This is a genomic window from Pseudomonas sp. GW821-FHT09E04, from assembly GCF_059416185.1.
The window spans coordinates 193,832-219,615 of record NZ_JBWKOR010000005.1 but is presented as its reverse complement, the minus strand read 5'-3'; the positions used below and the strand labels follow the sequence as shown (position 1 = coordinate 219,615).

Sequence of the window (25,784 nt, the reverse complement as noted above, 5' to 3'; positions counted from 1 at the left end):
ACCGAACACTGACGACGAGACCTTATGGCCACTCCCAGCGCTAGCTCCTATAACGCCGACGCCATCGAAGTCCTCTCGGGCCTCGACCCGGTGCGCAAACGCCCCGGCATGTACACCGACACCAGTCGGCCGAACCACCTTGCCCAGGAAGTCATCGACAACAGTGTCGACGAAGCCCTGGCCGGCCACGCCAAATCGATCCAGGTCATCCTCCACGCCGACCACTCGCTGGAAGTCTGCGATGACGGTCGTGGCATGCCGGTCGACATTCACCCGGAAGAGGGTGTGTCGGGCGTTGAGCTGATCCTCACCAAGCTCCATGCGGGCGGCAAGTTTTCCAACAAGAACTACCAGTTCTCCGGCGGTCTGCACGGGGTGGGTATTTCCGTGGTCAACGCCTTGTCGACCCAGGTGCGGGTACGGGTCAAGCGTGACGGCAACGAATACGAGATGACCTTCGCCGACGGCTACAAGGCCACCGATCTGCAAGTGATCGGCACGGTCGGCAAGCGCAATACCGGGACCAGCGTGTACTTCGCACCGGACCCGAAATACTTCGATTCGCCAAAATTCTCCATCAGCCGCCTCAAGCACGTGCTCAAGGCCAAGGCCGTGCTGTGCCCGGGTCTGCTGATCAGCTTCGAAGACAAGGGCACCGGCGAAAAGGTCGAGTGGCATTACGAAGATGGCCTGCGTTCCTACCTGGTAGACGCGGTCAGTGAATTCGAGCGTCTGCCGGACGCGCCGTTCTGCGGCAACCTGGCAGGCACCAAGGAAGCGGTCGAATGGGCCCTGCTTTGGCTGCCGGAAGGCGGCACCTCGGTCACCGAAAGCTACGTCAACCTGATCCCGACGGAGCAGGGCGGCACCCACGTCAACGGTCTGCGTCAGGGCCTGCTCGACGCGATGCGCGAGTTCTGCGAATTCCGCAGCCTGCTGCCGCGCGGCGTGAAGCTGGCGCCGGAAGACGTCTGGGAACGCATCGCCTTCGTGCTGTCGATGAAGATGCAGGAGCCGCAATTCTCCGGCCAGACCAAGGAGCGTCTGTCCTCCCGTGAAGCGGCGGCGTTTGTCTCCGGCGTGGTCAAGGACGCGTTCAGCCTGTGGCTCAACGCCAACCCGGAAACCGGTCTGGCGTTGGCGGAGCTGGCAATCAGCAACGCCGGCCGTCGCCTGAAAGCCAGCAAGAAAGTCGAGCGCAAGCGCATCACCCAGGGGCCGGCGTTGCCGGGCAAACTGGCCGATTGCGCCGGGCAGGACCCGATGCGTTCCGAGCTGTTCCTGGTGGAAGGTGATTCCGCCGGCGGTTCGGCCAAGCAGGCGCGTGACAAGGAATTCCAGGCGATCCTGCCGTTGCGCGGCAAGATCCTGAATACCTGGGAAGTTGACGGCAGCGAAGTGCTGGCCAGCCAGGAAGTGCACAACATCGCCGTGGCCATCGGCGTCGATCCGGGCGCCGAGGACATGAGTCAGCTGCGCTACGGCAAGATCTGCATCCTCGCCGACGCCGACTCCGACGGTCTGCACATCGCCACGTTGTTGTGCGCCTTGTTCGTCCAGCATTTCCGCCCGTTGGTGGATGCCGGTCACGTCTACGTCGCGATGCCGCCGCTGTACCGTATCGACCTGGGTAAAGAGATTTTCTACGCCCTGGACGATGCCGAGCGCGACGGGATCCTCGACCGTCTGGTGGCCGAGAAGAAGCGCGGCAAGCCGCAGGTCACCCGATTCAAGGGTCTGGGTGAAATGAACCCGCCGCAACTGCGTGAAACCACCATGGACCCGAACACCCGGCGTCTGGTGCAGTTGACCCTCGGGGACGACTTCGCCGAAACCTCGGAAATGATGGACATGCTGCTGGCGAAGAAACGCGCCGGTGACCGCAAGACCTGGCTCGAGTCCAAGGGCAACCTCGCCGAGGTCCTGGCCTGATGCGGTTTGGCTGGGCCTTGGCGGGTGCGTTGCTGCTGGGGTCGATGACGGCGTCGGCGGAGCCAGTGCAAGAACTGCGCGTGCTCGCCGAACACCCGGTCGAAGGCATGCGCGGCGGCAATCTGTCGGGGCTGGCCCTGTGCGGCAACGAGCTGTGGACGGTGTCGGATCGCGATGATGATCAGATCTACCGTCTCGATACTCGCGATCCCGTCTGGCAGGCGACTGCTGTGCGCATCGATCCGCCGCCAGTCCCCGACAGCGGTTTGCCGTGGGGCATCAAGTCTCGGACCTGGGCGGCGTCGTTCGTTCGCGGCGGAGACCTGGATTTCGAAGGGATCACCTGCGACAGCGCCGGCAATCGCTACATTGTCAGCGAAGGCCACGCAGCCGTATTGCAAGTACCGCCGCAAGGGCCGTCGTCATGGCTGAAAATCTCGCCGATGATGGTGCGCGAAGCGCGGGCCAGTGGCCTGCTGCTGCAATTCAATGCGATTTTCGAAGGCCTGGCGATCAATCCGGCGGGCGATCAGATGTGGCTGGCCGCCGAACGGCAAAGCCGTGGTTTGTTGCTGATCAAGCGCCAACAGACGGTGTGGGACTGTGACGGTCGCTGCGTGTTGCTGAGCGAAGGCGGGATGGAAATGCAGCCGCCGCAGTTTCCCAAGGCCAGACCGGTCAATCGGGATTTTTCCGACCTGTCATTGTTCAACGGCAAACTGTTTACCCTTGAGCGCAACGCCTACCAGATCTGTCGTCGCGATGCGCAGACGGCCAAGGTCGAGCTTTGCTGGTCGTACGCGGCCGAGCTGTTGCAGGGCAATCGTCGTTACGCGCAGAACTTCGGGCTGGAAGAGGCGCTGGTCGTCGATGCTCAAGGCGCCTGGATCGGCGTCGACAACAATTTTGGTCCTCGCGCCGATGGCGAGGTCCGCCCGATTGTCTGGCGCTTTGCCGCGCCTGAGGGTGGCTGGAGCGCCAAGCCATGAGTCAGCAACCGCCGGGCAAGCGCGCCGGGCGTGTGCTGATGATTCTGGCCTGGTGCGCGGCGCTGTTTCTGGCCACGCGGTTTTTCGGCCAGTGGGAAGACCGCCAGCGTAATCCCAATGCAGAGGTGACTTCGCAGCAGGGCAACGGCTATATCGAAGTGAAACTGATCGGCAACGCCCAGGGACATTTTGTCGTCAGCGGCCTGATCAACGGTCGGCCGGTGGAGTTCATGCTCGACACCGGCGCGACCGACGTGGCAATCCCGGCGGAGGTGGCGAAAAGCCTGAAGCTGGAAGAAGGTTTCGGTGTGACCCTGAGCACGGCCAATGGCCTGAGCCAGGGCTATCGCACCCGTATCGACCGCCTGCAACTGGGCGACATCGTGCTGCGGGACGTCCGCGCACTGGTGGCGCCGGGGCTGCATGGCGACCAGGTGCTGCTCGGCATGAGCGCCCTGAACAAACTTGAATTTACTCAGCGCGGCGGCACCATGCTGTTGCGCCAGACAACGAACCGATGAGGCCCGCATGAGCGACAACCTTGCAGACAGCTTAGATGGCGTAGAACGCCGGTCGCTGGCTGACTTCACCGAAAATGCCTACCTCAACTACTCCATGTACGTGATCATGGACCGTGCCTTGCCGCATATCGGCGACGGTCTGAAACCGGTACAGCGGCGTATCGTCTACGCCATGAGCGAGCTGGGGCTGGACGCCGATTCCAAGCACAAGAAGTCGGCGCGTACCGTCGGCGACGTGCTCGGCAAGTTCCACCCCCACGGCGACTCGGCGTGCTACGAAGCGATGGTGCTGATGGCCCAGCCGTTCAGCTATCGCTACACGCTGGTGGACGGCCAGGGTAACTGGGGTGCGCCGGACGATCCGAAATCCTTCGCCGCCATGCGATACACCGAAGCGCGGCTGTCGCGTTATTCCGAAGTGCTGCTCAGCGAACTGGGCCAGGGCACCGCAGACTGGGGCCCGAACTTCGACGGCACCCTTCAGGAACCGCTGGTTCTCCCTGCGCGTCTTCCGAACATCCTGCTCAACGGCACCACCGGTATCGCCGTGGGCATGGCCACCGACGTGCCGCCGCACAACCTGCGCGAAGTCGCCACGGCGTGCGTGCGTCTGCTCGATGAGCCGAAAGCCACGGTCGAACAGCTCTGCGAACACATTCAGGGCCCGGACTACCCGACCGAAGCGGAAATCATCACCCCGCGTGCCGATCTGCTGAAAATGTACGAAACCGGCAAGGGCTCGGTGCGCATGCGCGCTGTGTACCACGTCGAGGACGGCGACATCATCGTTACAGCGCTGCCGCACCAGGTCTCCGGGGCCAAGGTGCTGGAACAGATCGCCGCGCTGATGCAGGCCAAACCGTCGAAAGCGCCGCAGATCGCCGACCTGCGTGACGAGTCCGACCACGAAAACCCATGCCGCATCGTGATCATCCCGGTCAACAGCCGTGTCGATCACGAAGCGCTGATGCAGCATCTGTTCGCCAGCACCGAGCTGGAGTCGACTTACCGGGTCAACGTCAACATCATCGGTCTGGACGGCAAGCCGCAGCTGAAAAACCTCCGTGCGTTGCTGGTGGAGTGGCTGGAATTCCGCGTGCTGACCGTGCGTCGCCGCCTGCAGTTCCGCCTCGACAAGGTCGAGCGTCGCCTGCACCTGTTGGACGGTTTGCTGATCGCTTACCTCAACCTGGATGAAGTGATCCATATCATCCGCACCGAGGAGCACCCGAAAGCCAAGCTGATCGAGCGTTTTGCCCTCAGCGAAATCCAGGCCGACTACATCCTCGATACCCGTCTGCGTCAGTTGGCGCGACTGGAAGAAATGAAGTTGCGCGACGAGCAGGACGAACTGCTCAAGGAACAGGCCAAGCTGCAAGCCCTGCTGGGCAGCGAAGCCAAGCTGAAGAAACTGGTGCGCACCGAGCTGTTGAAAGACGCCGAAACCTACGGCGATGACCGTCGGTCGCCAATCGTCGAGCGCACGGAAGCCAAGGCGCTGACCGAGCACGATCTGCTGCCGAACGAGAAAGTGACCGTTGTGCTGTCGGAAAAAGGCTGGATTCGTTCGGCCAAGGGCCACGAGATCGACGCCACCGGCCTGTCGTACAAGGCCGGCGACGGCTTCAAGACCTCGGCGGCGGGGCGCTCAAACCAGTCAGCCGTGGTCATCGACTCCACCGGTCGCAGTTACTCGGTGGCCGCGCACACCTTGCCGTCGGCACGGGGCCAGGGCGAGCCGTTGACCGGCCGTCTGACGCCGCCGCCTGGCGCCACGTTCGAATGCGTGCTGATGCCGGAAGACGATGCGCTGTACGTGATCGCCTCTGACGCCGGCTACGGTTTTGTGGTGAAAGGCGAAGATCTGCAAGCCAAGAACAAGGCCGGCAAGGCCCTGTTGAGCCTGCCGAACAATGCCAAGGTGATCGCGCCGCGTCCGGTGGCCGATCGCGAGCAGAACTGGCTGGCCTCGGTGACGACCGAGGGTCGCCTGCTGATCTTCAAAATCAGCGATCTGCCACAATTAGGGAAGGGCAAAGGCAACAAGATCATCGGTATTTCCGGTGAGCGTGTGGCCAGTCGCGAAGAATATGTCACGGACATCGCCGTTCTTCCGGAAGGCGCCACGCTGGTGCTGCAGGCCGGAAAACGTACCTTGTCGCTGAAAGCCGACGACCTCGAACACTACAAGGGTGAGCGTGGTCGCCGTGGCAATAAACTGCCACGGGGCTTCCAGCGAGTGGATGCGCTGCTCGTCGAAAACCTCAATTAAGCGGCCAGGAAGCGTTCGCACTCATTTCTCCTTCGGGGAAAATGACTGAGAACGCCTCTCTAGAGCGCCCGATCTTCGATTTAACCCGTAGATCGGCGCTTTGGCGCTGGAGTCGGAACGCATATTCACGGATGATATGGCCTTTCCAAGCGCCGGCGTGGCCGAGCGTTCTTCATATTTTTTGAGTATTTTCACTGTGGTCAGCCTTGTGGCGGCCACCTGGACGGGATGATGACTTCTCTGCGCCCCCTTATTTTCCTGCTCGCCGGCGTTCTTGGCCTGGCGGGTTGCAGCGTTCACCAGCCGGTGTCGCTGTATCAGCTGGACAGCGGAAGTCCGGCTCAGCCTGCGCAAAGCGCGGGCATGGCAGTTTTGCTGGGCCCTGTGGTAGTTGCCGACTACCTGCAACGTGAAACCCTGTTGCAGCGTCAACCGGACGGCAGCCTGCAGGCATCGATCGACGGCCGCTGGGCCGGCAGCCTGTCTTCGGACATCGATCAGTTGCTGTTGCGTCAGGTCGCCGGCCATCTGGACAGCCAGCGTGTGGTATTGGCGCCGGCCACTCTGGGTTTCACCCCGGATGTGCAGGTGCTGTTGACCATCACGCGTCTGGATTCCGGCGTGTCGCAGCCGGCGATTCTCGATGCCCAATGGCGTCTGATCGACCGTCGTGGCCAGGTGCGTGACAACCGCATCGTCCATCTGCAAGAGCAGCACAGTGGCGGCACGGCTTCGCAGGTTCAGGCGCAAGGCATCTTGCTGCAACGCCTGGCCGAGCAGCTCTCGGTAGCGCTCAAGCCGTTGGCCAACCAGCCACCGGTTGCCGAAGCGCCGCGCAAACCGGCACCAAAACCGGCAGCACCGGCGGCGGAAGCCGAGAAGCAACCGAAGATCCCGATGGCTTCGCCGATTCGCACCGATATGGAAGTGTTTCGCTTCTAAGGCTGGATCGAGTCAGGACAGAGCCCGCCTTGTGCGGGCTTTGTCGTTTCTGGGCGTTGGTGGTACATGCATTGATGCCTGTCTCGAAAAGCTCCCCTCACCCTAACCCTCTCCCGGAGGGAGAGGGGACTGACCGAGGTGTCTTGCGTCATTCATCGACCTGCGAAGTCTTGGCGATTATGGATTTGGCGCAGAGCGGTCTCACAATTATGGATTCGGCACAGCATGTTCAGGTCGGTGTAGATCCCGAATATCCCCCTATCAGTCCCCTCTCCCTTTGGGAGAGGGTTAGGGTGAGGGGACTCCAAAGCCTGGCGAGATCACGAAAACGCCACACACAAAAAAGCCCGCAGACAATCACTCGTCTGCGGGCTTCTTCACATCAAGGCCTCAGGCCCGACGCTCATGCATCCGCGCCAGTTGCCGCTCGAGCATCGACGGATAAGGCTCCATCAACCGCTCCACACAGCAAGCCCCTTCAGGGCTGGCAATCGGCCGGATCCGTGCACGCTGGCGAATCAGCGCGTCATCACCGATCTTGCGCTCCACCAGCAACAGGTTGCGGCTGTGCTGCGACAGCGCCAGGGCGTCCTGGGCGGAGTCGGTCAGCAGCAGGTCGATCTGGCTCAGGCCGAACAGTTCGTCGCCGAGGGTCAGGCCCAACTGCAATTGCAGGGTGATGCCGCTGTCGGCGACTTCGATCTGCAACTGGTGGCCCAGCGCTCGCAGCAGTTCGCCGCAGCAGATGGCGTTGGTCAGGTAATCGTCGCCGCTGTCTTCGGTGTGGAACAGCATCAGCGTGCTGCCATCGTTCAGGGTTTCGATTTCACCCTGATACAGCGAAGCCGCCTGCTCCAGGCAGTCACGATAGCGCTCCTGCAACTCTTCCAGACGTGCCCGCGGCAGGCGGCGAAGTTGCTCCTGCGAACCCAGTTGCACTGCCAGCACCGCGGTGTGCTGCGGCACGCTCGGGGTTGGCTTGCGAACGGCAGGTTGCGCGGGTTCGTTCAGCGATTCGTCACGCAGATCGGCAAACGGGTCTTCGTCATCGTCGTCTTCAACGGTGCTGACCACATGGCGCGGCGCAGGCTTCTGCGCGGCCATCGGGCGGCTCTCGTCAAAGCTCGGATCGCGCAGGTTGCGCACTTCGAATTCCGGCTCGACGTCATCGTCCTCGAACTCGGGTTCCGGCTCAGGCTCGGGAATGGTTGGTTCCGGGGCGTAACTGGCGTGCAGTTGACGGGCCAGGTCGCCGATCTCGTCCTGACGCTCGATCCCCGGCGTGTATTCGTCGATCCGGCGCAGCCACACGCGCAATTGCAGCAGCGGCGTGGAAATGTGCCGGCCAAGGCGCAGACTCAGGGCCAGGGACAGTGCCAGCAGGATCGCACTCAGGATGCCCATGCTTTGCAGGCTGATGGTCATCGGCTGCTGGAACTGATCCATGTCCAGGCTGATGCGCAGTTGCCCGGCGGTCACGTCCTGGAAGGTGATCTTGCTCTCGTACATGCCCTCGGCTTCGCCCAGCAGGCTGTGCTTGGGCCGCTGACCGGACTCGGCGAGGATGCGGTTGTCCACGCTGTAGATGGCGGCGTGGGCCACCAGCTTGTTCTTGGTCAGGTTGTTGAGCAGCACGTTGAGGCTGAGGATGTCGTTGGACACCAGCAGCTCGGTCGCGGAGGTGGCGGTCTGCGTGGTCAGGCTTTCGCCCAGCGCATCGGCCTGCTCGTGCATGGCCTGCTTGAACTGCAAGCCCATCACGCAGGCATAGATCACCAGGGCCAGGGCGACCAGGATCACGTTATGGCTGGCAATGCGTAATGCAATCGGTACACGGCGGTGGCGCAGTGCACGGAAGATCAGCAGAAAGAAGTTATCGGTTTTAACTGGCGTGGGCCGGTTCACTGAGCTCGGCTCTTTTGTCCGTGAAGTTGACGCGCAGTATAGCGACAGGCCCTAGACCGGCAAAGCGCTGGCGGTGCCCGATGGTCACTGAAAGTGGGTAGAATGCGGTTTTTTTCCAGTTGCGGGGGTGCGCGTTGCGCGAAATCGTCCTGATTAACATCACGGGAGTCGACCGTCCCGGTCTGACGGCGGCCATTACCGGTGTTCTGGCCCAGGGTGGTGTGAACATCCTCGATATCGGTCAGGCGGTGATCCACGACATGCTGTCGTTCGGCATCCTCGTGGAAATCCCCGACTCCGAGCAAGGCAAGTCGGTGCTCAAGGACATCCTGTTCAAGGGTTACGAGCTCGACCAGCAGGTGCGCTTCACCCCGGTGTCCGAAGAGGATTACCAGCAATGGGTGGGCAATCAGGGCAAAAAACGCCACATCGTCACCCTGCTGACCCGCAAGGTCACTGCCGGCCAGTTGCAGGCTGTGAGCTCGATCACCGCCAAGTACGGCCTGAACATCGACCATATCGACCGTCTGTCGGGTCGCATGCCGCTGGACACGCCGGCCGACAAGGGCAAGGGCTGCATCGAGTTCTCCGTGCGTGGCGAAGCTGCCGATCCGCAGGCCCTGCGCGCCGAATTCCTCAGCGTGGCCCAGGAGCTGAACGTCGATATCGCCTTCCAGGAAGATTCGCTGTTCCGTCGCAACCGCCGTCTGGCGGTGTTCGACATGGACTCGACCTTGATCGAAGCCGAAGTCATCGACGAACTGGCCAAGGCCGCCGGCGTTGGCGACCGGGTTTCGGAAATCACCGAACGGGCAATGGCCGGTGAGCTGGACTTCCGCGCCAGCTTCAAAGAGCGCCTGGCGCTGCTAAAAGGCCTGGATGTCAGCGTGCTCGATTCGATCGGCGCCTCGCTGCGCCTGACCGAAGGTGCCGAAACCCTGTTCGCCGAACTCAAGCGCCTGGGCTACAAAACCGCCATCCTGTCCGGCGGCTTCACCTACTTCGCCAAGCAATTGCAGGCCAAGCTTGGCATCGACTACGTGTTCGCCAACGAACTGGAAGTGGTCGACGGCAAATGCACCGGCGTGGCGATCGAGCCGATCGTCGATGCCCAGCGCAAGGCTGATCTGCTGAAACAGCTGGCTGAAAAAGAAGGTTTGCGCCTGGAACAGACCATCGCGGTGGGTGACGGTGCCAACGACCTGCCGATGCTGGCGATTGCCGGTCTGGGTGTGGCGTTCCGCGCCAAGCCGCTGGTCAAACAGTCGGCGAAACAGGCGATCTCGACCCTCGGGCTGGATGGCGTGCTGTACCTGCTGGGCTTCCGGGATCGCGACGGGCAGCTCTGACAACGGCACAGGATCGCAGCTCCCGGCTGCGGTCCTGGCTCAAAGGGATTTCCACAACGAGTCGAAATCCTCCTCGCTCCCGCCATTCTGCGCGGCCTCCAGCGAGCGATAGGCAAACTGATTGAAACTGTGGGTGCTCGCCACCCGCCGATCCAGCCCGGCGCGGTGCTCTTCGCCCTGGGTGTTGATCATGACTTTACTGCCTTCCTGAAACGGCAGTCGTGGCGCCAATAGTGTCGCGGGCAAGTCGATGGCGCTGATTTCCGGCAACAACAAACCCCGCAGGTAATGGCTGTGATCGTCCCGCGTGCGCACCAGTTGCAAGCCGCAGGGCTGGGCGTGTGGCGCCACCAGTTCGATGCCCATTTGTGTCCCGGCACCGCGCACCTGGCGGATCCAGCGCACCACGGCAATGCTCCAGCCCTGATTCGTGGTGTCCTGGATGCCGACCATCTCCCCGGTCTGCAATTCGGCGGGCACTTCTTTTGGCCACGCCAGGCAATAACCGCCGGGGCTGTGGTTGATGACCGGCAACGCATAGGTCGGGTAATGCGGCGGGCTGTCAGCGTCGCCTTCGTCGTCGGCCAGGGGTTCGTAGCGGATTTCTTCGTAAGGCAAAAATTCGTCGGACTTGCTCTGTGGGGCTGCATCGAATGCCTGACTCCAGCTGTCCTTTTCCCCTTGGGCCACCGCGCGGCTGAAGTTCGCGGCGCGCGAGCCGGGATGCCGGAGCAGTTCGCTGAAGGTGCGTTCGCCACCCAGATAGAAGTGCAGGGCGCTCATGCCCACACATACGGTCAGGTTGCCCTGGCCGACGGTGCGCTGGAAGCTGCGCTCGGCGGCTTCGCCCCAGGTGGCATGCAGATGTTGCAGGGTGTCGAGCGTCAGGCCGGCCGGCACTGGCAGCGGCGTCGAGGTGTCATGATGCAGCAGGTGAGCCTCGATGGCATTTACCAGCGCCTGCGGATCGAATCCCAGCAGTCCCGGCTGTTGTTCGCTGCGAAATTTGCTGCGATAGCGCGGACCGGCGTCGATCTCCGCAGAAATGGCAAACAGCCCTTCGCCCGAGGCACCGGGATGGAGTTTCAACCAGGCACTCCACGGCTCAAGCACCTGCGCGAGTTGGGCGATCGGGTTCTGGCGCAGTTGATTGCAGCGGGCGCTGCCCAGCAGCAGAGCGGCGATGTAGGTCTGTTCGACGCTCAGTTCCCCGGCGAGGCTGGCCAGGTCATCACGGACCCGACGGTGTTGCAGCTGCAAGTCGCAGGCGCAGCGAAACAATTGGTGCAATTCAAACCACAGCTGTTCCGGCGCCGGGCTGTACAACTGCGTGGCGCGCACCAGTTGCCCTTTCAGCGCATGGGTGGCGCGTTGCAGCGCCTCGCTCAGCAGAGTCGCCCGATCCTTTGTGTATTTGGGCGCGATCCGCAGAACGATCTGTTTGTAACCGATGGCCAGTTGGCTTTGCAGCGCCTGGCACAGGTTGCTGATCTTGCGTGAACGCTCATCGAGCATGATCGCCTGATGCAGAAAGTGCCGCTCAAGGTGCTGGCAGACGAAGTACACCTCGGGCCGCAGCAGTTCCAGCAGATGCAGACGATTGTCACTGGGCGTCAGCAATTGATTGAGTTCGCCAAGGCCCTGATAAAGCTGGCGCGCGGTTTCGCCGATGTTGGCTTTCGGCAGGCCGGCGATCCAGCGCTTGAGATCGCGCGGAGTCGCTTCACAGAACGACAGGCGCAACTGAGTCGGCGTCGGGGCGCTCAGTGGTGGTTGGGATCGAGGCTCACTCATGCCGTGACCCGCTCCGGCGGCGAATAGGACGATGCCAAAAACTCTAGCAGTTGTGGTCTGTTTCGCAGGCGTTTGTCAGGCTTTTTTACCGTTGGTCTGCTGGCTTGGTGCCATTTCGGCAGGCGCTACTAGGCTCTTTGGCGTGCGATCGGAAACGCACGGTTGCACGGCTTGCCGCACACGTCGGGCAGGTCTCTGAACAACTTCAAGGAGATGAGGTTCATGTCTAAATACGCAGTGGCAAATCAATGGGGCGGTAATTCGGCACCCTGGCATCCGGGTGGAACCTGGGTACTGGGCGCGCGGGACAACCAGAAAGTCGTCGCGATCGAGATCAAGTCCGGCGACGGCGGCAAAAGCTTCACCGGCACCATGACCTACGCCGGCGAAGGCCCTATTGGCTTCAAGGCTCAGCGCACTGGCCAGAACCAGTACAACGTCGAGAACCAGTGGGGTGGCAACGATGCCCCGTGGCACCCAGGTGGCAAATGGGTGATCGGCGGTCGGGATAACCAGAACGTTATCGCGTTGAGTGTCACGTCGAGTGACGGCGGGAAAAACCTCAGCGGCACCAATACCTACGCCAACGAAGGGCCGATCGGCTTCCGTGGGCAGATAGAGTAACGGCGCCAGCCAGGTCGTGTCCGCCCCTTCGCAGACGTGCGAAAGGGCGGATCAACAGGTTCAGGCGTTCGGCAATGCCAGGGCCTGGCCCATCTGTACCGGCGAGCCGGCTTTCATTTCTTCAACCCATTTCACCTGATCCGGGCCAAACAGCACGATCGCGGTCGAACCCAGCTTGAAGCGACCCAGTTCCGCACCTTTTTCCAGATGAATCGGCGCACGGGCGGCTTCGTCGTAGCGGAAGGTTTTCAGTTCGCGCTTCGGTGGAGTCACCAGACCGGCCCACACGGTTTCAATCGACGCCACGATCATCGCGCCCACCAGCACCACGGCCATCGGCCCGCGCTCGGTGTCGAAGATGCACGCTACGCGCTCGTTGCGGGCGAACAGCTCAGGGACGTTTTCAGCGGTGGTCTTGTTGACCGAGAAGATCCGGCCCGGGATGTAGACCATTTCGCGCAGGGTGCCGGCCAGCGGCATGTGCACGCGGTGGTAGTCCTTCGGCGACAGGTAAACGGTGGCGAATTCGCCGCCCATGAACGGCGCAGCATTGGCCGCGTCGCCACCCAGCAGTTCCAGCACGCTGAAGCTGTGGCCTTTAGCCTGGAAAATGCGACCGTGTTCGATCGGGCCGAGCTGGCTGATCGCACCGTCGGCCGGGCTGAGGATCGCGCCCGGTGTCTCGTCCAGAGGACGGGCGCCGTCTTTCAGAGCGCGGGTGAAGAAGGCGTTGAAGTGCTCGTAAGCGGTCACGTCCTCAACCAGCGCCAGCGACATGTCCACCTGATAACGCTTGGCGAACCAGGTGGTGAAGGCATTCTTGAACCAGCGCACGCGGCACTCGGCAATGCAGCCGGCCAGGCGCGACAGCAAGTGGTGAGGCAGCAGGTATTGGCTGATGATAAACAAACGCTCTTTCATGACTGTCCTTAAAAATCCTTAAAGCTCGACGGGGGTGTCGGGGTGGTTGCCCCATTCGCCCCAGGAACCGGCGTAGCCCTTGACCCGCGGATAACCGAGGGATTTGGCCACCAGATAAGTGAAACCGGACCGGTGATGGGTCTGGCAGTGAGTAATGATTTCTTTGTCTTTCGTGATCCCGAGGCTTTCGAGGATCTGCGGCATGTCGGTGCGAATGCGCAGCTGGCGCACCTGATCCATGCCTGCCGTCCATTCGAAGTTGACTGCGCCGGGGATGTGCCCACCCTTGGCCGCCAGCACTTTCTCGCCGGAGTATTCCAGTGGCCCGCGAGCATCCCAGATCGCCAGGTCGGCGGCACCGAGGCGGCTTTGCAGGTATTCGCGGGTGGCGGTCGGTTCGTCGTGCAGGGTCAGGGCTACCGGACCGCCGACGACAGGAGGGATCTGGATCGACATCGGCGAGCCTTCCGCCAGCCACGCCGGCAGGCCGCCGTCGAGGTAGTGGTACTTGTCGTGACCGATCACGTCGAGCAGCCAGATGAAACGTCCGGCCCAGCCACCGCCTTCGTCGTCATAGACCACGTAGACCGCGTCCTTGTGATGACCCAGTTCACCAAACAGTTCTTCGAGTTTTTCTTTTGTCGGCAACAGGCCCGGAGCCGGTGCCTGGCCCAGCTGGGTGCGCTTCGGATCGACGAAGCGTGCGCCGGGAATGTGACCCTCGGCATAGCGGGCGGCACTGGTCAGATCCACCAGAATCAGGTTGCGGGCTTCGAGGCGAGGGAGCAGGTCGCTCGGCTCGATCACCAGCGCCAGGCCAGAGAAGTCAGACATGTGAGGTCTCCAGAGCACAAAGGGGAAGGATTGTAGCTGTCATTGGCCGCGCTGGCTAAAGCTGTGCAGGGCTTTCTCGATGCACTGCGCGGTTTTGCCGAAGGCTTGCACGGTGATGTCGGCGAACGGCCCGCCACCTTGGTCGGCCACCACGATCATGATGACGCGGCCGTTGTGGACCAGCGAGCGCAAGAACAGGTGTTCGCCTCGGAACAGCGTGCGCAGCGAGGGCGGCAGCAGGGCGGAAAACTGGGCGTTGTTGTCCGGGGTGATCCGCACTTGTGCCTGCTGCGCGAGCAAGCGTTGCAACACGGTGCTTTGACTGACGACGAAGTTGAGCGCAGCGGCTTCCTTCGGCAGACCGGAAATCTGATGCACACGCAGACTGGACTGCGTGCGGTCGGCCATCAGGATCATCACCCGGCGCATGCCGCTGGCCACCAGCGCGTCGCGAGCGGCAATGGTCAAGTGCATGGCATTGGTGAAACGGCTCGGCTCGGCCAGCAGTTCGGCGCATTGCCGGCGCCACTTGGCGAGGTCGTCGGCATTGGGTGCGGCGGCCGGCAGCATTCCGGCGGGCAGGCGATGGGTGCCCCACGGCCACAACAGGGAAACCGCCGGGTGCCACAGATCCGGCATCGAATGCCGGCGTGCGCTGTTGGCGGCCTGCTGGTGCAACTGTTGTTGCACCTCGTCCATCGAGATTTGCAGATAGAGGCTGGTCAGGTATTGCCAGCGCTCGCTGTGCGGACTGTCCCAGGCCTGTTGTGCCGACAGCGCCAGGCCGTTGGCCAGCAGCACGGTGTTGGCCGGCTGATTGAGCCAGTGGCGCAGGGTCGGGTCGTCATCGAGGCGATTCTGCTGGCGTAGCGGGTGATCGACATCGCGGGCGATGCGCAAAACCTTGACCAGTTCGCGCTGCTCGGTGAGCAGCAATCGATAGCCCTGCTGCACCCAGATCGGCAATCGCCAGACTTCGACCAGCGCCTCACCGATCTTCAGCAGGCGCACGCCGAACAATTGCTTTTCCACGTCGCGGGCCGATTCGCCCTTGTGGATAACCCGCACTTCCCACTCTTCGAGCAGTTGGGGAAAGGTCAGCGCCAGCGGCCACAGCGGCGACAGAAATAACAGACTGCCCCAATGAATGTCCTGCCACAGCCGCGCCAGGCGACTGGCAAAAAAGCCGTTGGCCTGTTGCGTGGCGTGCTGGCTGATCATCTGTATCTGGCGCAAGGCCTGGGGAATTTGTGCCTGCGGTTCGGCGGGCAGGCGAGCCAGCAGTTCTTCGGTGCGGGCGAGGCCAAGGCGATTGATCGCGACCTCAAGGTTTTCCGCCGGTGCAGTCATGCTGCCCTGGGTGTGGCGATTGGCTTCGCGAATGATGCTCAGCGCCAGCGCCGGGCTGTCCTGCATCAGGTCGGCGATGTCGCGCAGCGAGCTGCGATTATCGCGGATGGCGCGGCAGACACGATCGTGGGCTTCTTGCGGCACCGGCAGGCGCACGCCGTCGAGCAGCTTCACCCAGCCATCGAGTGTGGTGGGTTTTACGTGTGGGACGTTCGTTTCATTAGCCATGTCTGGACGAGATCTTCACTGACTGTAGACGCGCCCGGCATGGGCTAAATTGGCTTTTCGCCTGAACTGGCTATAGTCTGGCGCAGTTTTGCCGATAAGTAGAAGAAGAGATTTTTTAACTTCCGAATATGACCTTGAACCCGACTTAAATAAGTACTTTCTACCTATGGCTAAAATTATCGGCATCATCGTCGTATTCGCGAGCGTGCTCGGCGGATACGTGCTCTCCCACGGCAAGATTGCCGCCCTGATCCAGCCTTTCGAGGTGATGATCATCGGTGGTGCGGCACTCGGAGCATTCCTCCAGGCCAACCCCGGTTACATGACGATGCACGTGCTCAAGAAATCCCTGAGCATGTTCAGCTCGCGTTTCAGCCACACGTTCTATCTGGAAGTGCTGGGCCTGATCTACGAGATCCTCAACAAGAGCCGCCGTGAAGGCATGATGGCCATCGAGGGCGACATCGAAGATGCCGCTGCGAGCCCGATCTTCGCCAAGTACCCGGCGGTATTGAAAGACGAACGCATGACCGCGTTCATCTGCGATTACCTGCGCATCATGTCGTCCGGCAACATGGCGCCGCACGAGCTGGAAGGCTTGTTCGACATGGAACTGTACAGCCTCAAGGAAGACCTCGAGCATCCGTCCCACGCGGTGAACGGCATTGCCGACGCCATGCCGGGTTTCGGTATCGTCGCGGCGGTACTGGGTATCGTGGTGACCATGGCCTCGTTGGGTGAAGGCGATCAGAAGTCCATCGGTCTGCACGTAGGTGCGGCACTCGTGGGTACCTTCTTCGGTATTCTCGCGGCATACGGTTTCTTCGGCCCGCTGGCGCACTCCCTGGCGCACGATGCCAAGGAAGAGCTGAACGTCTACGAAGCCATCAAGGCCTCGCTGGTGGCTTCGGCGTCCGGCATGCCGCCATCGCTGGCTGTCGAGTTCGGTCGCAAGGTTCTGTACCCGGCTCACCGTCCAAGCTTTGCCGAGCTGGAACAAGCCGTTCGCGGTCGTTAAGTCATGGAAAATAACCAGCCGATAATCATCAAGCGCGTCAAGCGCATCGCCGGCGGGCATCACGGCGGGGCGTGGAAGATCGCCTTCGCCGACTTCGCGACGGCGATGATGGCGTTCTTCCTGGTGTTGTGGCTGCTGTCCACCGCGACCCCGGAACAGAAGATCGCCATCGCCGGTTACTTCAAGGACCCGGTCGGTTTCTCCGAGAGCGGCACGCCGTACATCATCGACCTGGGCGGTACGCCGACCCTGGCGCCGGAAAACACCCTCAACCCTGAAGTGAAGTCTCAGCCGCAGCCGGACAAGGTCACGGTCGACACCGAGCAGGTTGAAGGCATGGCCGAACAGGTCGAGAAGGAGCGCTTGGAACTGTTGCTGCAAGAACTGCAGAACAAGGTCGACGAGAATCCGCAGCTGCAGAAGTTCAAGGATCAGATCCTGTTCGAGATCACGCCGAACGGCTTGCGCATCCAGATCATGGACGCCGAGAACCGTCCGATGTTCGACTCCGGTTCTGCACGCCTGAAGCCGTACTTCGAAGACATCCTGCTGGCCATGGCCGACACCATCAAAGCGGTGCCGAACAAGATCAGCATCAGCGGCCACACCGACGCCAAGCCGTACACCGGCACCGGTGACTTCGGTAACTGGGAGCTCTCGGCCAACCGTGCCAACGCCGCCCGGCGTGCGCTGGTGGCGGGTAGTTATCCGGACGGGCAAGTGGCGCGGGTCGTGGGTTACGCCTCGTCGGCGCTGTTCGACAAGGAGAACCCGTTCAACCCGGTCAACCGTCGCATCGACATCGTGGTGCTGACCAAGAAGGCCCAGGCGGCCATCGAAGGTTCGCAAGGTACCGAACCGTCGAAACCGGCAGATCAAGGTCAGAACGGTGCGGCCCCGGCCACACCGGTCGACCCGAACGCCTTGCCGGCGGATCAGCAGCCAGTGCCGGCGCACGAGCTGCGTGAACGGTTGAACCTGTTTGACGACGCGGCGCCGAAACCAACCGCGCCGGGCAGCGCGGCGCCAGCCCCGGCGCCCGCTGCACCCGCCACTGCACCGGCGCCCGCGCCCAAGCAGTGACCCACAAAAAAGCCGACAGTGATGTCGGCTTTTTTGTATCCGGCGACGACTGGGCGCTTTTTTGATCAGCCTCTCACGGATAATCCCCGATCAGCGCACACGGGTGTTTTGCTTTAAATGGCCAGCAATGAATTCAAATCCTTCTGAACCACAGGGAGTCGTGACGATGGAAAATCAGACAATCTTTTTGCTGCAACAGCAATTTGACGAATTAGCGCAACGGGTGCCTGGCGAGGGTATCGAGTTCTGGTTCGCTCGCGAACTGCAGGAGCCTTTGGGTTATGCACGTTGGGAAAACTTTCTCACCGTTGTCCAGCGTGCAATAGCCTCGTGTGAAGCCACCGGTGTGGATGCTCTCGATCATTTTCGTGGCGTTACGAAAATGATCGAGATTGGCAAAGGTGGGCAACGAGCTACCGACGATTTCATGCTTACGCGCTATGCCTGTTACTTGATTGCGCAGAATGGCGATCCGCGTAAACGGCCCATTGCCTTTGCTCAGAGCTATTTCGCGCTACAAACGCGCAAGCAAGAGTTGATTGAAGACCGGATGCGCCTGCTGGCCCGCTTTGATGCTCGTGATCGCTTGCGCGAGTCGGAAAAAGAACTGTCGCAGAATATTTATGAACGTGGCGTGGATGATGAGGGGTTTGCTCGTATCCGCTCCCGGGGAGATGCAGCGCTTTTCGGTGGGAAAACGACTCAAGCGATGAAAGATCGCTACGGCATCATCAAGAGTCGGCCACTTGCTGATTTTCTGCCTACATTGACTATTGCTGCGAAAAATCTTGCCACTGAGATGACCAATCACAATGTGCTTCGGGTTGATTTACAGGGTGAGTCGGCTATTGCGAGCGAGCATGTCCAGAACAATTTGAGCGTGCGCGACATGCTGGACCAGCGTGGTATCAAACCCGAGGAACTCCCTGCGGAAGAGGATATTCGCAAGCTTGAACGTCGGGTTAAATCACAGGAAAGGAGCATCGCCAAGCAGGCGCCGAAGCTACCGGCTGACTGATATTGAGGTGGTCGCTGGAGTGGATCCACAAACAAAAGCCGCAGGTGACTGCGGCTTTTGTTTGGCTGGGACATTCCCAAAGTCAGCGTTGCTGGCGATCTTGTTCAGTAGCCGTTTTCAGGCAGGCTGGCGATGATCGAGCGGTAGCTGTTCATTCGCTGCTGTTGCACGCGGCCATCTTCCAGGGCCTTGAGCAGGGCGCATCCTGGCTCGCGGTCGTGCTTGCAGTCGCGGAAGCGGCAGGTGCCGAGCAGGTCGTCGAACTCGATGAAGCCAGCCTCGACGTCGGCTCGGCTGACGTGGCCCAGGCCGAATTCGCGGATACCCGGGGAGTCGATCAGCTCACCGCCACCAGGGAAGTGGAACAGGCGCGCGGTGGTCGTGGTGTGGGTGCCCTGGCCGGACAGTTCGGACAACGGGCCGACGCGGGTTTCCACCTCGGGCAGCAGGCTGTTGACCAAGGATGACTTGCCGACACCGGACTGACCGACGAACACGCTGATGCGCCCGTCGAGCTGCTTCTGCAATTGCTCCATGCCGTTGCCGTGATGCGCCGACACTTCCAGCACCGGATAACCCAGCGTGCGGTACACCGCCAACAACGCGTTCAGCGCCGGGGCGTTCTGTTCGTCGATCAGGTCGAATTTGTTCAGCAGCAGCAACGGGCGGATGCCGGCGTGCTCGGCCGCGACCAGATAGCGGTCGATCAGGTTCGCATGGGGCTCGGGCAGCGGGGCGAAGACGATGACGATCATGTCGACGTTGGCGGCCACCGGTTTGAGCTGGCCACGGCTGTCCGGGCGGCACAGTTCGGTGGTGCGCGGCAGTTGCGCGACGATCACACCGATGCCCTGGTTGCCGGCGCGCCACACGACCTGATCACCGGTCACCAGTGCGGGCAGGTTGGCTCGCAGGTGGCAGCGGAAAACCTGGCCGGCCAGTTCGCCGTCAACGGCCTCGACTTCGACCTGCACACCGAAGTGGGCGATCACCAGGCCGTGCTGTTCCGGGCCCAGATCGCCGCCTTCGAGCGCCTCGACAGCCGAGGACTCGCGTTTGGCGGCGCGGGCGGCGCGCTCGCCCTGAATCTTTTCGATGCGCCAGTTTTGACGACGATTGAGTTGGCGTTTGGCCATGGGTGTTCCGTCTGAAGAATGCAGCGATTAGGTAAAACGGCCGCGAGTTTAGCACGCCCGGGCACCGCCCTAGGCTAAACTGCGCAGCATTGCCTAGGAGCCGAAATATGCAAAACCCGCAGAATCTGATCTGGATCGACCTGGAAATGACCGGTCTGGATCCGGAAAACGACGTCATCATCGAAATGGCCACCATCGTCACCGACAGTGACCTGAATACTTTGGCCGAAGGCCCGGTGATCGCCATACACCACAGCGACGAAGTGCTGGCCCGCATGGACGAGTGGAACACCCGCACCCACGGCAACTCCGGCCTGACCCAGCGCGTGCGCGACAGTCGCGTGAGCATGGCCGAGGCTGAAGCCGAAACCATCGCCTTCCTCGAGCAGTGGGTGCCGAAGGGCAAGTCGCCGATCTGTGGCAACAGCATCTGCCAGGATCGTCGCTTCCTCTATACCCACATGAAGTCGCTGGAAAGCTACTTTCACTATCGCAACCTCGACGTTTCCACGCTCAAGGAACTGGCCGCGCGCTGGGCGCCGGACGTGCGCGACAGCTTCAAAAAGGGCAGCACTCACCTGGCGCTGGACGACATCCGTGAATCCATCGCCGAGCTGCAGCACTACCGCAAGCATTTCATCAAGTTCTGAGATCGGCGACCCACGCCGAGGCGCCCTCTTTTGGTGCCCCGGCGAAGTGAGTAGACTGCGCGCCTTCCTGCCAGGATCGCCACCATGTTGCTGATGCTCTACCTCGTCGCCATTACTGCCGAAGCCATGACCGGCGCCCTGTCTGCGGGCCGTCGCGGCATGGACTGGTTCGGCGTGGTGCTGATCGCCTGCGTCACGGCATTGGGCGGCGGTTCGGTGCGCGACGTGCTGCTCGGGCACTACCCGCTGACTTGGGTCAAACACCCGGAATACCTGGTGCTGACCACGGTCGCGGCGATGATCACCGTGTTTACGGCACGCTGGATGCGCCATCTGCGCTCGCTGTTTCTGGTGCTCGACGCGGTCGGTCTGGTGGCGTTCACCCTGATCGGCTGCATGACCGCGCTGGAAATGGGTCACGGCATGCTGGTGGCTTCGGTCAGCGGCGTGATTACCGGGGTGTTCGGCGGCATCCTGCGCGACATCTTCTGCAACGACATCCCGCTGATCTTCCGCCGCGAACTCTACGCCAGCGTCTCGTTCGCCGCGGCGTGGTGCTACATGCTGTGCCTGTTCCTGAACGTGCCGAGCGAGCAGGCGATTCTGATCACCCTGTTCGGTGGCTTTCTATTGCGGCTGTTGGCGATTCGCTTCCATTGGGAAATGCCGAAGTTCGTCTATAACGACGCGCCTTGACGGTCGGCGTGCTGTTTCAGCGCCCACTCCACATGTTCACGCACCAGTTCTGACGGGTATTCGCGCCGCGCCTTGAGCGCTTCCAGCACCGGAATGCTCGACGGTGCGTTACCCAGTCCCACCGCCAGATTGCGCAGCCAGCGCTCATAGCCGGCGCGACGCAGCGGCGAACCCTCGGTGCTGCTGAGGAATTTGTCTTCATCCCACAGAAACAGCTCGGCCAGTTCGGCGTTGTCCAGATTGTGCCGTGGCTTGAAATCGCTTTCGCCGGACGGGCGGGCGAAGCGGTTCCACGGGCAGCAGATCTGGCAGTCGTCGCAGCCGAACACCCGATTGCCAATCAACGGTCGCAGGTCTTCGGGGATGGCGTTCTTCAGTTCGATGGTCAGGTAGGAAATGCAGCGTCGCGCATCCAGCACATACGGCCCGACGAAAGCGTTGGTCGGGCAGATGTCGAGGCACGCGGTGCAGCGCCCGCAGTGTTCGGTGCTGTGGGGTTCGTCCACCGGCAACGGCAGGTCGACGAACAGTTCGCTGAGAAAGAAGTAACTGCCGGCCTTGCGGTTCAGCACCAGGGTGTTTTTGCCGATCCAGCCCAGCCCCGCCTGTTCGGCGATGGCTTTTTCCAGCACCGGGGCGCTGTCGACGAAGGCGCGGAAGCCGAACGGGCCGATTTCGGATTGAATCTTGTCCGCCAGTTGTTGCACGCGTTTACGGATCAATTTGTGATAATCGCGGCCCAAGGCATAACGCGAGATGTAGGCCTTTTCCGGTTTGGCCAGCAATTGCGCCATTTGCGTGTCGCCCGGCAGGTAGTCCATGCGCAAGGACACCACGCGCAAGGTGCCCGGCACCAGCTCTTCGGGGTGCGAGCGTTTGCTGCCGTGGGCGCCCATGTAATCCATTTCGCCGTGGTAGCCGGCCTCGAGCCAGCGTTGCAGATGCTGCTCGTGCTCGGCCAGGTCCAGACCGCTGATGCCGACTTGCTGGAAGCCCAGCTCGCGGCCCCAGTCCTTGATGGATTGGGCGAGGGCGGGAAGATCTGTGGTGATGGCGGACATGAGGCGAGAGAAACCGGAGCTGAGGTGCGTATAATTCTGCCAGACATCGGAGCCCGAAGACGCATGCCGCACACTAAAGATCAATTACCCGACGCGCTGTACTGCGCCGCGCAAGTGCGGGCACTCGACGCACGGCTGATTGCCGCCGGCACGCCGGGCTTCGAATTGATGCAGCGTGCCGCCCATGCCACCTGGCGTGCACTGGTGCGCCAATGGCCAGCCGCGAATGAATTGACGGTGCTGGCCGGGCACGGCAACAACGCCGGCGATGGTTATCTGGTGGCTGCGCTGGCCCGGCGTGCGGGGTGGACGGTGCAGGTGCTGGCCGTCGGCGATCCGCAACGCTTGCAGGGCGATGCGGCCCTGGCGCATGCCGAAGCAGTGGCTGAAGGCGTTGCGATTGCGGCGTGGACTGCTTCCAGTGAATTGCGCGGAATTCTTGTCGACGCACTGCTCGGCACCGGATTGAGCGGTAAGGTGCGCGAGCAGTATGCATCTGCCATCGCAGCCATCAATGCCAGCGGTCTGCCGGTGGTGGCGGTCGATATCCCTTCCGGTTTGTGTGCCGATACCGGCCAGGTGCTGGGCAGCGCGGTGCGCGCTGACCTGACCGTGACCTTCATCGGGCTGAAACTCGGCCTGTTTACCGGGGACGCGGCGGATCACGTCGGCGACCTGCTGTTTAACGTTCTGCAAGCGCCTGCCGAAACCTACAGTGACATTGCCGTCGCCGCCCGCCGGCTCAATGCCGGTAATCTGCCGCACCTGCCTGCTCGATTGCCGGCTGCGCACAAGGGGCGTTTTGGCCATGTCCTGCTGATCGGTGGCGATCACGGCTTTGGCGGCGCGATTCTTCTCAGCACCGAAAGTGCGTTGCGCAGCGGAGCCGGAATGGTGTCACTGGCGACCCGCCCGGAACATGTCCCGGCAGCGTTGAGCCGGGTTCCGGAAGCCATGGCGTTGGGCACTTCGTCGGCCAATCAACTGATGGGGCTGCTGGAAAAGGTGTCCGTGCTGGTAGTAGGTCCGGGGCTTGGGCAAGCGAGTTGGGGCAGGGCACTGCTGTCGGCCGCCGCCAATGCGCCGCTGCCGCAAGTGTGGGATGCCGACGCGTTGAATTTGCTGGCGTCCGGATTTGTCACTCTGCCCAAAGATTGTGTGATCACGCCGCATCCGGGTGAAGCGGCGCGTTTGCTGGGGATCAGCACCGCCGAGGTGCAGGCCGATCGTCCTGCGGCAGTACTGGCCTTGAGCAAAAAATATACAGCGGTGGTGGTGCTCAAGGGCGCCGGCAGTCTGATCGCTCATCCCGACGGGCGTCTGGCGTTGTGTCATCAAGGCCACCCGGCCATGGCCACTGCGGGCCTCGGCGATGTGCTGGCCGGTCTGGTCGGTGCGTTGCTGGCTCAGGGCATGAATGCGTTCGATGCGGCGTGCCTGGCGGTCTGGCTGCACGCCAACGCAGGAGCGCAACAAGGTAAATTCGGCCGTGGGCTGGCGGCCAGTGATCTGATTCCAGCCATTCGTCAGTTGTTGGAGGAGCATGCACCGTGTCTGAAGTAACCCTGTACCTGGCCGATGAACAGGCGATGAGCGACTTTGGCGCACGGATCGCCCGCGTGACCGGGGGGCATGGCCTGATCTTCCTCGAAGGCAACCTCGGCATGGGTAAAACCACGCTGTCGCGGGGCATCATTCGAGGGCTGGGGCACGTCGGTGCGGTGAAAAGTCCGACCTTCACGCTGGTCGAGCCCTACGAGATCGGTGACATCCGCGCCTTCCACTTTGATCTGTATCGTCTGGTCGATCCGGAAGAGCTGGAGTTTCTCGGCATTCGCGACTATTTCGAAGACGACGCCCTGTGCCTGATCGAGTGGCCCGATAAAGGTGCAGGCTTTTTGCCAAAGCCTGACCTGACCATTACCATTAGCCCGCAAGACAGCGGGCGTTCGCTGACTATTTTGTCCCAGGGCTCGCGTGGCGAGGCCTGGTGTGCCGCTTTGGCATTGGAAACCAATTAAATGATGGGGTTAGGTATGCGCTTTCGCGCGTTGGTGGCTGCCGCTGGACTGATGTTGATGGCAGTAACCGTCAACGCTGTGGCCGACACGAAGGTCAACAGCGTGCGCCTGTGGCGGGCGCCGGACAACACGCGTCTGGTGTTCGACCTGACCGGTCCGGTGCAGCACAGCGTTTTCACCCTGACGTCGCCGGACCGTCTGGTCATCGACATCAATGGCGCCACCCTCGGCGCGCCGTTGAAAGTCTCCACCGCCAATACGCCGATCACTGCGATGCGTTCGGCCCAGCGTACGCCGACCGACCTGCGGGTGGTCATCGACCTGAAAAAAGCCGTCACTCCGAAGAGTTTCTCGCTGGCGCCAAACGCGCAGTATGGCAACCGTCTGGTGGTCGACTTGTTCGATAACCCGGCCGATGCCGCGCCGCCGCCACCCACACCTGCGCCGACACCGACAGTTGCGACCGTTCCGGCCGTGCCGGTCACCCCGACAGAACCGGCGATCAAACTGCCTCCGGCCCCGGCCGGCAAGCGCGACATCATTGTGGTAATCGACGCCGGCCACGGTGGCGAAGACCCGGGTGCGTCCGGCTCGCGCGGTCAGCGCGAGAAAGACGTGGTATTGCAGATCGCCCGTGAGTTGCAGCGTCAGGTCAACGGCATGAAAGGTTTCCGCGCCGAACTGACCCGTACCGGCGACTACTTCATCCCGCTGCGTGGCCGTACCGAAATCGCCCGCAAGAAAGGCGCCGATCTGTTCGTCTCGATCCACGCCGACGCCGCGCCGTCTGCGGCGGCCTTCGGTGCTTCGGTGTTTGCCTTGTCCGACCGTGGCGCCACCTCGGAAACCGCCCGCTGGCTGGCAGACAGTGAAAACCGTTCTGACTTGATCGGTGGTGCCGGCAACGTCAGCCTCGATGACAAGGACCGGATGCTTGCCGGCGTGCTGCTCGACCTGTCGATGACCGCCTCGCTGACCTCCAGCCTCAACGTCGGCCAGAAAGTCCTGACCAACATTGGTCGCGTCACGCCGTTGCACAAGCAACGCGTGGAGCAGGCCGGGTTCATGGTGCTGAAGTCGCCAGACATCCCGTCGATCCTGGTGGAAACCGGCTTTATCTCCAACGCCAACGAAGCGAACAAGCTCTCGGCCTCGAGCCACCAGCAGGCGCTGGCGCGTTCGATCAGCAGCGGCGTGCGCCAGTTCTTCCAGCAGAACCCGCCACCGGGCACTTACATTGCCTGGCTGCGTGATTCGGGCAAGATCGCTCAGGGCCCGCGTGATCACCGCGTCAGCCCCGGCGAAACCCTGGCGATGATTGCCGTGCGTTATCAGGTGTCGCCAGCCACTTTGCGCAGTGCCAACAACCTCAGCAGCGATGAGCTGAAGGTCGGTCAGCACCTGACCATTCCTGGTACCGAACTGGCGTCCAAAGAATGA

The 25,784-nt window shown here is 62.0% G+C and carries 22 protein-coding genes; 15 read left to right on the top strand and 7 right to left on the bottom strand.

The window, feature by feature from the left end; translation table 11 throughout:
- Positions 1-24 precede the first annotated feature (24 nt).
- The 5 genes from parE (at position 25) to AC07N4_RS19770 (ending at position 6,656) form a co-directional block, all read left to right on the top strand.
- Entirely contained in the window at positions 25-1,932 is a 1,908-nt protein-coding gene (gene parE, locus AC07N4_RS19790; RefSeq protein ID WP_102620145.1) for a DNA topoisomerase IV subunit B, read from the top strand.
- Positions 1,932-2,921, top strand: a complete 990-nt coding sequence (locus AC07N4_RS19785; RefSeq protein WP_192559620.1) for an esterase-like activity of phytase family protein — start codon at positions 1,932-1,934, stop codon at positions 2,919-2,921. The genes parE and AC07N4_RS19785 overlap by 1 nt, the downstream gene beginning before the upstream one ends.
- Positions 2,918-3,442, top strand: coding sequence for a retropepsin-like aspartic protease family protein (locus tag AC07N4_RS19780; RefSeq protein WP_096819837.1), 525 nt, complete (start codon positions 2,918-2,920; stop codon positions 3,440-3,442). Before AC07N4_RS19785 ends, AC07N4_RS19780 begins: the two co-directional genes overlap by 4 nt.
- A 7-nt stretch (positions 3,443-3,449) precedes the next feature.
- On the top strand, positions 3,450-5,714 hold the full coding sequence (gene parC / locus AC07N4_RS19775) for a DNA topoisomerase IV subunit A (protein WP_096819836.1): 2,265 nt from the start codon (positions 3,450-3,452) through the stop codon (positions 5,712-5,714).
- 231 nt (positions 5,715-5,945) lie between these two features.
- Entirely contained in the window at positions 5,946-6,656 is a 711-nt protein-coding gene (locus AC07N4_RS19770) for a PqiC family protein (RefSeq protein WP_102620143.1), read from the top strand.
- Between the two features lie 390 nt (positions 6,657-7,046).
- Here AC07N4_RS19770 and AC07N4_RS19765 read toward each other — a convergent pair whose 3' ends face one another.
- Complete coding sequence (locus AC07N4_RS19765) at positions 7,047-8,561, bottom strand: AhpA/YtjB family protein (protein WP_102620142.1); 1,515 nt, start codon at positions 8,559-8,561, stop codon at positions 7,047-7,049.
- Positions 8,562-8,695: 134 nt separating this feature from the next.
- On the opposite strand from AC07N4_RS19765, the gene serB reads away from it, so the two are divergent.
- On the top strand, positions 8,696-9,910 hold the full coding sequence (gene serB / locus AC07N4_RS19760) for a phosphoserine phosphatase SerB (protein ID WP_249482589.1): 1,215 nt from the start codon (positions 8,696-8,698) through the stop codon (positions 9,908-9,910).
- Between the two features lie 39 nt (positions 9,911-9,949).
- Here serB and AC07N4_RS19755 read toward each other — a convergent pair whose 3' ends face one another.
- The gene (locus tag AC07N4_RS19755; RefSeq protein ID WP_493065816.1) at positions 9,950-11,704 is read right to left on the bottom strand and encodes a cyclic-di-GMP receptor FimW-related protein; all 1,755 of its coding nucleotides are present in this window, start codon (positions 11,702-11,704) and stop codon (positions 9,950-9,952) included.
- 222 nt (positions 11,705-11,926) lie between these two features.
- Between AC07N4_RS19755 and AC07N4_RS19750 the strand changes: the two genes are divergently transcribed.
- On the top strand, positions 11,927-12,328 hold the full coding sequence (locus AC07N4_RS19750; RefSeq protein ID WP_096819831.1) for a lectin OAA family protein: 402 nt from the start codon (positions 11,927-11,929) through the stop codon (positions 12,326-12,328).
- A 60-nt stretch (positions 12,329-12,388) separates the two neighbouring features.
- Here AC07N4_RS19750 and asd read toward each other — a convergent pair whose 3' ends face one another.
- From asd to AC07N4_RS19735, 3 genes are read right to left on the bottom strand one after another with little or no spacing between them, the layout of a single operon-like run.
- The gene (asd, locus tag AC07N4_RS19745; RefSeq protein WP_096819830.1) at positions 12,389-13,249 is read right to left on the bottom strand and encodes an archaetidylserine decarboxylase; all 861 of its coding nucleotides are present in this window, start codon (positions 13,247-13,249) and stop codon (positions 12,389-12,391) included.
- 18 nt (positions 13,250-13,267) lie between these two features.
- Complete coding sequence (locus AC07N4_RS19740) at positions 13,268-14,083, bottom strand: rhodanese-like domain-containing protein (protein WP_493065815.1); 816 nt, start codon at positions 14,081-14,083, stop codon at positions 13,268-13,270.
- Positions 14,084-14,122: 39 nt separating this feature from the next.
- The gene (locus tag AC07N4_RS19735) at positions 14,123-15,661 is read right to left on the bottom strand and encodes an HDOD domain-containing protein (protein ID WP_192559625.1); all 1,539 of its coding nucleotides are present in this window, start codon (positions 15,659-15,661) and stop codon (positions 14,123-14,125) included.
- Positions 15,662-15,827: 166 nt separating this feature from the next.
- Here AC07N4_RS19735 and motA point away from each other — a divergent pair, with 166 nt between their 5' ends.
- The 3 genes from motA to dinD all read left to right on the top strand — a co-directional run bounded on the left by motA (position 15,828) and on the right by dinD (position 18,780).
- A complete protein-coding gene (motA, locus tag AC07N4_RS19730; protein ID WP_007952169.1) occupies positions 15,828-16,679 on the top strand; it encodes a flagellar motor stator protein MotA in 852 nt (283 codons plus the stop codon).
- A gap of 3 nt (positions 16,680-16,682) precedes the next feature.
- The gene (gene motB / locus AC07N4_RS19725) at positions 16,683-17,762 is read left to right on the top strand and encodes a flagellar motor protein MotB (protein ID WP_493065814.1); all 1,080 of its coding nucleotides are present in this window, start codon (positions 16,683-16,685) and stop codon (positions 17,760-17,762) included.
- 166 nt (positions 17,763-17,928) lie between these two features.
- Positions 17,929-18,780: a DNA damage-inducible protein D gene (dinD, locus tag AC07N4_RS19720; protein WP_493065813.1), complete on the top strand. Its 852-nt coding sequence runs from the start codon at positions 17,929-17,931 to the stop codon at positions 18,778-18,780.
- Positions 18,781-18,884: 104 nt separating this feature from the next.
- Here the strand turns inward: dinD and rsgA are convergent, their stop codons facing one another.
- Positions 18,885-19,916 (bottom strand): small ribosomal subunit biogenesis GTPase RsgA, encoded by a 1,032-nt coding sequence (rsgA, locus tag AC07N4_RS19715; RefSeq protein ID WP_102620136.1) that lies wholly within the window; start codon positions 19,914-19,916, stop codon positions 18,885-18,887.
- A 107-nt stretch (positions 19,917-20,023) separates the two neighbouring features.
- Between rsgA and orn the strand changes: the two genes are divergently transcribed.
- Together orn and AC07N4_RS19705 are read left to right on the top strand one after the other, a co-directional pair.
- On the top strand, positions 20,024-20,566 hold the full coding sequence (gene orn, locus AC07N4_RS19710; RefSeq protein ID WP_096819824.1) for an oligoribonuclease: 543 nt from the start codon (positions 20,024-20,026) through the stop codon (positions 20,564-20,566).
- 84 nt (positions 20,567-20,650) lie between these two features.
- Positions 20,651-21,262, top strand: coding sequence for a trimeric intracellular cation channel family protein (locus AC07N4_RS19705; RefSeq protein ID WP_096819823.1), 612 nt, complete (start codon positions 20,651-20,653; stop codon positions 21,260-21,262).
- Here AC07N4_RS19705 and queG read toward each other — a convergent pair.
- Positions 21,244-22,323 carry a tRNA epoxyqueuosine(34) reductase QueG gene (gene queG / locus AC07N4_RS19700; RefSeq protein WP_096819954.1) on the bottom strand — a complete coding sequence of 360 codons (1,080 nt, stop codon included), beginning with the start codon at positions 22,321-22,323 and terminating at the stop codon, positions 21,244-21,246. The two genes, AC07N4_RS19705 and queG, sit on opposite strands and share 19 nt — an antisense overlap.
- 63 nt (positions 22,324-22,386) lie before the next feature.
- On the opposite strand from queG, the gene AC07N4_RS19695 reads away from it, so the two are divergent.
- The 3 genes from AC07N4_RS19695 to AC07N4_RS19685 are packed head-to-tail and all read left to right on the top strand — an operon-like array spanning position 22,387 to position 25,784.
- Positions 22,387-23,886 carry an NAD(P)H-hydrate dehydratase gene (locus tag AC07N4_RS19695; protein WP_493065812.1) on the top strand — a complete coding sequence of 500 codons (1,500 nt, stop codon included), beginning with the start codon at positions 22,387-22,389 and terminating at the stop codon, positions 23,884-23,886.
- Positions 23,874-24,344 (top strand): tRNA (adenosine(37)-N6)-threonylcarbamoyltransferase complex ATPase subunit type 1 TsaE, encoded by a 471-nt coding sequence (gene tsaE / locus AC07N4_RS19690; RefSeq protein ID WP_096819821.1) that lies wholly within the window; start codon positions 23,874-23,876, stop codon positions 24,342-24,344. The genes AC07N4_RS19695 and tsaE overlap by 13 nt, the downstream gene beginning before the upstream one ends.
- 51 nt (positions 24,345-24,395) lie before the next feature.
- Positions 24,396-25,784 (top strand): N-acetylmuramoyl-L-alanine amidase, encoded by a 1,389-nt coding sequence (locus AC07N4_RS19685; protein WP_425220387.1) that lies wholly within the window; start codon positions 24,396-24,398, stop codon positions 25,782-25,784.

Coding starts and splice junctions, on each gene's coding strand:
- parE (WP_102620145.1), top strand. CDS start 25: ATGGCCACTCCCAGCGCTAGCTCCTATAACGCCGACGCCATCGAAGTC.
- AC07N4_RS19785 (WP_192559620.1), top strand. CDS start 1,932: ATGCGGTTTGGCTGGGCCTTGGCGGGTGCGTTGCTGCTGGGGTCGATG.
- AC07N4_RS19780 (WP_096819837.1), top strand. CDS start 2,918: ATGAGTCAGCAACCGCCGGGCAAGCGCGCCGGGCGTGTGCTGATGATT.
- parC (WP_096819836.1), top strand. CDS start 3,450: ATGAGCGACAACCTTGCAGACAGCTTAGATGGCGTAGAACGCCGGTCG.
- AC07N4_RS19770 (WP_102620143.1), top strand. CDS start 5,946: ATGACTTCTCTGCGCCCCCTTATTTTCCTGCTCGCCGGCGTTCTTGGC.
- AC07N4_RS19755 (WP_493065816.1), bottom strand. CDS start 11,704: ATGAGTGAGCCTCGATCCCAACCACCACTGAGCGCCCCGACGCCGACT.
- AC07N4_RS19750 (WP_096819831.1), top strand. CDS start 11,927: ATGTCTAAATACGCAGTGGCAAATCAATGGGGCGGTAATTCGGCACCC.
- asd (WP_096819830.1), bottom strand. CDS start 13,249: ATGAAAGAGCGTTTGTTTATCATCAGCCAATACCTGCTGCCTCACCAC.
- AC07N4_RS19740 (WP_493065815.1), bottom strand. CDS start 14,083: ATGTCTGACTTCTCTGGCCTGGCGCTGGTGATCGAGCCGAGCGACCTG.
- AC07N4_RS19735 (WP_192559625.1), bottom strand. CDS start 15,661: ATGGCTAATGAAACGAACGTCCCACACGTAAAACCCACCACACTCGAT.
- motA (WP_007952169.1), top strand. CDS start 15,828: ATGGCTAAAATTATCGGCATCATCGTCGTATTCGCGAGCGTGCTCGGC.
- motB (WP_493065814.1), top strand. CDS start 16,683: ATGGAAAATAACCAGCCGATAATCATCAAGCGCGTCAAGCGCATCGCC.
- dinD (WP_493065813.1), top strand. CDS start 17,929: ATGGAAAATCAGACAATCTTTTTGCTGCAACAGCAATTTGACGAATTA.
- rsgA (WP_102620136.1), bottom strand. CDS start 19,916: ATGGCCAAACGCCAACTCAATCGTCGTCAAAACTGGCGCATCGAAAAG.
- orn (WP_096819824.1), top strand. CDS start 20,024: ATGCAAAACCCGCAGAATCTGATCTGGATCGACCTGGAAATGACCGGT.
- AC07N4_RS19705 (WP_096819823.1), top strand. CDS start 20,651: ATGTTGCTGATGCTCTACCTCGTCGCCATTACTGCCGAAGCCATGACC.
- queG (WP_096819954.1), bottom strand. CDS start 22,323: ATGTCCGCCATCACCACAGATCTTCCCGCCCTCGCCCAATCCATCAAG.
- AC07N4_RS19695 (WP_493065812.1), top strand. CDS start 22,387: ATGCCGCACACTAAAGATCAATTACCCGACGCGCTGTACTGCGCCGCG.
- AC07N4_RS19685 (WP_425220387.1), top strand. CDS start 24,396: ATGTTGATGGCAGTAACCGTCAACGCTGTGGCCGACACGAAGGTCAAC.